Annotated in this window: 3 protein-coding genes and 1 pseudogene; all 4 read right to left on the bottom strand. The window is 66.2% G+C overall.

Annotated elements, in window-relative coordinates; translation table 11 throughout:
* Window positions 1-747 (bottom strand): glycosyltransferase family 4 protein (locus ACE3UY_RS22755; protein WP_374689755.1); only part of this gene is annotated, 747 nt, incomplete at its 3' end.
* 41 nt (window positions 748-788) lie between these two features.
* Window positions 789-1781 (bottom strand): annotated as a pseudogene (locus ACE3UY_RS22750) (prephenate dehydrogenase); the annotation flags it as partial.
* Window positions 1782-1886: 105 nt separating this feature from the next.
* Window positions 1887-2393, bottom strand: a complete 507-nt coding sequence (locus ACE3UY_RS22745; protein ID WP_374689754.1) for an HDIG domain-containing metalloprotein — start codon at window positions 2391-2393, stop codon at window positions 1887-1889.
* A 2-nt stretch (window positions 2394-2395) separates the two neighbouring features.
* Window positions 2396-3028 (bottom strand): site-2 protease family protein, encoded by a 633-nt coding sequence (locus tag ACE3UY_RS22740; RefSeq protein WP_374689753.1) that lies wholly within the window; start codon window positions 3026-3028, stop codon window positions 2396-2398.
* Window positions 3029-3226: the final 198 nt, after the last annotated feature.

Genomic DNA, 3226 nt, shown 5'->3' with positions numbered 1-3226 from the left:
TATCAGGAAGCGCACGTTCTCGCCGCGCTGCCGCAGTGTCGTCGCCGCCTGGATGAGGTGGGGGATGCCCTGGTAGTCGGTCAGCAACCCCAGGTAACCGACCACCACCGTATCGGGCGCGATGCCCATCTGGAGGCGCAATGGGTGCTCCCCCGGCGCGAAGGGGAAGCGGGCCGGGTCGAAGCGGGTCGCGTCGGCGCAATCGGGCAAATCGTGGATGCGCCCGGCGGGCACACCGAAGTCGTCGCGCAGCAGCGCCCCGGCCCGCTCCGAACTGGTCAGGATAGCGTCGGGCAGCCGGCGGGTGATGGCCGTTTCGATCCGGTAGGCCCAGGGGTAAACGCGCCCGTGCGGGTTCAAGAAGTGGTGATCGACCATCTCGGCCGTCAGACTGCCCTGAAAGTCGAACACCAATGGCACGCGCATCAGCCGGGCCAGCACGCCGCCAATCAGCGCCCCCTCGTGCATGTGGCCGTGGATGATGTCCGGCCGGTAGCGGCGAACTTCAGCCAGCGATTTGACAGCCAGATACGCGTCGAAAGCCAGCTTGTGGCGCGACGAACCGACCTCGTAGTCGGTATGCCAGGGCAGCGGCGCCGTGCGCCGGATGTCGATCCCCGGCACGTCGTTCCCCTTGTAATAGGTTACGACCGCGACCTCTACCCCCCTGGCCTGCAACGCCCGCACCTCCTCCATGATACGGATGTGGCCCCCGTAATCACTGAAGAAGGAGGTGGGCGCAATCATCAACACGCGCAACCGTCCCTCTCTCCGCAAGCGCCCCCCGGCTACTCGCTCTTCTTGTCTTTCTTGATCTTACTGCCCAGCCAGCCGCCCAGGAATTGTTCACTGATTGACGGCCGATCGAGGGGCGTTTCGACGCCCTCAACCCATTCGTTCTCGGCGCGCTCGCGCAGCCAACGGTGGCGCTGGGCCAGCAGATCGCCCAGCGTCGCGTCGATCAGATCGGCATCCCCTTCCCGGATGAGGCGGCGCAGGGCGGACAACTCCTCCAACAGCGCGTCGAGCCAGCGCAACGTGGCTGCCTTATCGTTGAGCGCCAGGACAGTCAAATCCGCCCCCTGCTGCAAGGGCTGCGTCCCCAGCGCGAAAGGGGTGTTGGCGAAGCGCAACATGTCGCGCCAGCCGGTCGCCTTGCGCACCGCGCCGAACAGCGCCGCGGCGGCCAGCCCCGGCAGCGTCTCCACTCCCTGCGCCAGGTTGTCGTACTCCAGCGGGTCAACAAAGTAGGGCGTCGCCCCCAGCAGCCGGCCAAACGTCACGGCTGTATCCACCGCCTGGGGGTCGGCGCTGGCCGAGGGCATCAGGCCGAAGATACTGTCGCGGAAGAGGTCGGCCGTCGCCGCGGTGGCCTCGTCCCGGCCGTCGTCCAGGTGGGCCGCCGCCAGCACCGGCACAACCCCGACGTAGTGGCCGCGCTTGAGGTATTGCCCGGCCCAGCGCAGGCCTCGCCCCTTCAGCGGGGCCAGATCGAGCACCAGCGCGTGCGGCTGGACTTCCTCGCCGATAACCATCAGCGTATTTGCCAACTCCGCCAGCGGCGCGGCCAGCACCAGGATGTCGGCCGCGGCGGCGGCGCTGACCAGGTTCCACTCTGCCCGGTCAATCGCCCCCAGGCTTTTGACCTCCTCGGCCAGATCGCGGACGCGGTCGTGGCCGACGATGGTCAGACCGGGCGCCGCCGCCTTCAGCGCGCGGGCGATGGATACCCCTATCCGTCCCATGCCCACAATGGTTACCGTTTGCGCTTTCATGGATGCTCTCCTGCTGTCGTTGGTCGTTAGTCGTTGGTCGTCGGGTGTCTAAACCTATCGACTAACGACCAACAACCAATCTGCGTCATGTGAGAAATCTGCGGATTCTTCTTAATTCTGATCATCCGCCCATTGGAGGCGAGTCAACCACGCATCCCCCTCACCCGGCTTATCCTGATGCCGCCGGATGAGGTCAACCACGGCCGGACGGCTGCCGGCGGCCTCGGCCATCGCCGCGCCCCAGGCCGCGTGTTGGGCACGCACGACGAACGGCCGCCGCCACCCTTCCGGCGCGCCCTCGCCCCAGGCCGCCATCCGCTGCGGCACAAGCGCCTGGGCCACGACGATGAGCGTCCGATCCCAGGCCGACAGCGGGCAGCGCGTCTTGCCGACGTCGTGCAGCAGGGCCGCGACCAGCAGATCGGGATCATTATAACCCGCATCCCGCAGCATGCGTAACACACGGTAGGCGTGCCACTGGTCGCCCGGGGTGTAGCGGTCGAAGAGGGCGCGCTCCGGCCCACTGAGCGTCGCGGCGATCTCGCGCCGCGCCTCGTCGGGCAGCGGGCCGGCGGTCAGGATCGTCCGCAGCTGGCGGAGGCGGTAGGCGAGGCCCACGTTCAGCCGACCAGGAAGCGGGCCGCGGCCTGGACGGGCTGCCAGACCAGAACGTTCAAGACCTGCGGCACGAAGAAGACGACCGCGAACAGGATCATGAACCCAAACTGCTCCAACGGACGCAGCCGGTATACCAGTTCGGCCGGCAGGAGCGCGAACAGGATCTTCGACCCGTCCAGTGGCGGGACGGGGATCATATTGAAGAAAGCCAGGGCCAGGTTGATGAAAAGAAACTGTATCAGCAGAAAAGCGGGCGAGGGCAACGTGCCGCTGCTCGCCACGGCGTTCAGATCGACGAGGCCAAACCGGAAGAACATGGCCGCCACGGCGGCCATAATCAGGTTCGACGCCGGCCCAGCCAGAGCGACAATCGCCATCGACGTGCGCGGGTTGCCGCGCATGTTCATGGGGTTAACCATGACCGGCTTGGCCCAGCCGAAGCCGGCAATGATCAGCATCAGCGTCCCGAACGGGTCGAGGTGCTTGAGCGGGTTGAGGGTGATGCGGCCCATGCGGCGCGGCGTCGGGTCGCCCAGGTAGTCGGCCGTCACGGCGTGGGCCAACTCGTGCACCGTGAAGGCGATTAGCAAGACGACGATCCGGGCGATAAGGGTAGCAAGATCGATATTGGGCATTCACTGAGTATACAACGCCCGGCCATAGAGAATCCACTCACTGCGCTCGTAGTCAGGCAATTCATTGCCGTTCTTCGCACCCGTAGCGCAGCCATTCCTGGCTGCGTTTATCCCCCCCAGCCAGGCAAGGGGGGGCGACGGGTGCGAAGAACCGCAAAGGATTGCCAGACAACGAGCGCAGGGAGTGGGTTATCGATG

Origin of the sequence: Promineifilum sp. (SeqCode), assembly GCF_041918635.1 — a bacterium.
Classification (GTDB): domain Bacteria; phylum Chloroflexota; class Anaerolineae; order Promineifilales; family Promineifilaceae; genus Promineifilum.
This window is presented reverse-complemented; position numbering and strand designations above follow the sequence as displayed.